Raw genomic sequence first — 2,655 nt, forward strand, 5'->3', positions numbered from 1 at the left:
TGGAACCAGATCAGCATGTTGGCGCAGCCGATAGCTGGCACCTTCGATATGAACGACGACGGCGTGGTGAAGCAACCGATCGAGCAATGCGGTGGCGACCACCGGATCGCCGAAGACCTTCCCCCACTCGGCAAAGCCGCGATTGGAGGTCAGGATCATGGCGCCGCGCTCGTAGCGCGCGTTGACCAACTGGAAGAACAGATTGCCAGCACCGGCGCCGACGCTGAGGTAGCCGATCTCATCGATGATCAGCAAAGACCAGCGGCAGAGAAAGCGGATCCGCTCGCGCAGGCGGCCTTCGCGCTCGGCGCGGGCCAGGCTGTCGATGATGTCGGCGAGCGGCGAGAAGTAGACGCTGCGCCCTGCTCGCACCGCTTCGACCCCAAGGGCAATCGCGAGGTGGCTTTTGCCGGTGCCGGACTGGCCGATGAAGTGAACCACCTCATGGCGATCGATGAAGTCAAGCGCGGCCAGCGCCATGACCCGGCTGCGCTCGAGCGAGGGTTGGAACGAGAAATCAAACCCTGACAGCGTCTTGATCGGCGTCAGCCGTGCCATCTGCAGCGCCGCTTTGATGCGACGGCTTTCGCGGATGGTGAGCTCCTCGGCTAGCAGCGTCTCGATCGCCTCGATGGCGCTGGCCTCGCCGCGCTCGAGCTGCTGGACAACATGATCCAGCGCCTCCAATGCCCGCGGCATGCGCAGGCTGACCAGGTGCGTGCGGATCCGTTCGATCGGTGTAGCGGCTGCCAGAGGGTCTCTCATGCCGCGGTATCGTTGGCGGCAAGGCGTTTGCCGACGGCGTCATAAAACGCCAGTGACCGCAGCGCGACGATCTCGCCGGCGCGCAGGGCGCCGGATCGATCATCGCGCGGGGTCTGACTGTTAGCAGGTGGCGGCAACGTCCGATGCCCGGAGATGATGCGGCGCTGACCGCGACCATCCAGGACGGGATGGGTGGCGATGACGGCACTGTCCTCGAGAATGCGAACCTCGGTGGCGGTGCTGTGCACTTCCACCACCCGCCGACGTGCGCTGCTCGGCACGCTGTAGAGATTGCCGTCGACGGAAACCATACCGTCGCGCGTGATGCGTCGCTCGAGCCGCAGCACGGCCTGGAACGCGCCCACGGTCAGCGGCTGCAGCGCCGGGCGCTCCTCGGAGAAATGCTCGGCGACAACCCGCCGGGTCGTGGCATGGACGCGGACATTGGCGACCTGATCGAGCCATTGGCGGAACTGCGCGTTGAGATCGTCGAGGTTGCGAAAGCTCCGGCCGAGGAAGAAGTCCTCGCGGATGGAGCGGAACGGACGCTCAACCTTGCCCTTGGTCTTGGCCCGATAAGCCTTGCAGGCCTTCGGCAGGTAGCCGTAGTGGCTGGCGAACGCGAGCAGCGTGCGATTGTAGACGATGGGGTTGGTATCGGGATCCTCGCGATGGAACACCGTCCGCATGCGGTCATAAAGGATCTGCTCCGGCACGCCGCCGAGCGCTTCGAAGGCGGCGGTATGACAGCGCAGCAGCGTCTGCATGTCCTGATGCAGCACGAAGCGGCCCCACAGCATGCGGCTGTGGCCCAGCACCAGCGAGAACAGCCAGATGATCCGCTCAACGCCCGGCTCATCGGTGAACACCGTGCGGAAATGCGCGAAATCCACCTGCGCCTGGCGCCCGGGCGGGGTCTCGAAGCGGACCTCGAACGGCGACACCTCGTTGGGCCGGATCTCGCGCAGCAGGTCGGTGAGGATGGTGTAACCGCCGCCGTAGCCAAGCTCACGCAGTTCGCGGTGTAGCCTGCGGCCGGTCAATTGCGGAAACGCCGCCAGCCGCTGGCGCAGATAGGGCTCGAACGCCTGCAACTGCGATGTCCGCGCTTGGCGTGGACCGTAGGCCGGCGGCTCCAGCCCTTGTGCGATGTAGCGACGCACTGTCTTGCGATCGAGTGCCACCCGGCGCGCGATGGCCGAAACACCAACGCCCTGGCGATGCAGTTCAAGGATCATAACGATCTCCCCAAGTCGGACCAACGACACATCCCCCACCAGCGGAAAAGGGGACATCATCGCTCATCAGCACCGGCTGCTCGCCAGGATCCTGAGGCTCACGCCGTCAGCCCACCTGGGGAATTTTCAACCGGCACAAGTGGGGATTATTCGGCCGGCACTCACATCGGTGCCATAGCTCTCCAGCGGAAACCCCTGGATTTCCCGCACCGTCAACCCGCGCGCATACAAGGCAATCACCTTGTCGTCGAAGCCGGTGAAGCGGCGCGCGTGCTTGGGGATCAGCACCGGCTCGAAGCTGCCGTCGCGATCGGGCGGCGTCGCGATCGCCAGCCGCCCCTCACCTGTCAGCGCCGTCTTCGCCGTCACGCCGTTGCGGTGGTTGGTGGTTCCCTCCGGCTGCTCCTCGCCCGGTTCATAGCCCAGATGATGGCTCAGCTCCGCGTTCAGCGCGGCTTCGATCAGCGCCTTCTTGAACGCCGCGCCCGCCGCCTCAATCGCTTCGCCCGTCATCGAACCCGTCAGGAAATGGCTCACCAGTTCCTTCGGGATCGAGGGAAGTTTGGCTACCGCTCGGTCCATCCGTTTGGCTTTGCTCGGCATAACACGCCTCCTTGGCGATGGTTATGTCTCGCACACAGAATTCCGGACA

At 64.8% G+C, this 2,655-nt stretch carries 2 protein-coding genes and 1 pseudogene; all 3 read right to left on the reverse strand.

The annotated features are described in order from the left end of the window. The coding region (gene istB, locus JOY90_RS20225; RefSeq protein ID WP_291692875.1) for an IS21-like element helper ATPase IstB at positions 1 to 765 on the reverse strand (765 nt) is incomplete at its 3' end. Further along, a complete protein-coding gene (gene istA / locus JOY90_RS20230; protein ID WP_291692876.1) occupies positions 762 to 2,027 on the reverse strand; it encodes an IS21 family transposase in 1,266 nt (421 codons plus the stop codon). The genes istB and istA, both read right to left, overlap by 4 nt. Positions 2,028 to 2,162: 135 nt before the next feature. Continuing rightward, positions 2,163 to 2,606 (reverse strand): annotated as a pseudogene (locus tag JOY90_RS20235) (transposase); the annotation flags it as partial. Positions 2,607 to 2,655: the final 49 nt, after the last annotated feature.

Origin of the sequence: Bradyrhizobium sp., assembly GCF_019242285.1 — a bacterium.
Taxonomy (GTDB): Bacteria; Pseudomonadota; Alphaproteobacteria; order Rhizobiales; family Xanthobacteraceae; genus Bradyrhizobium.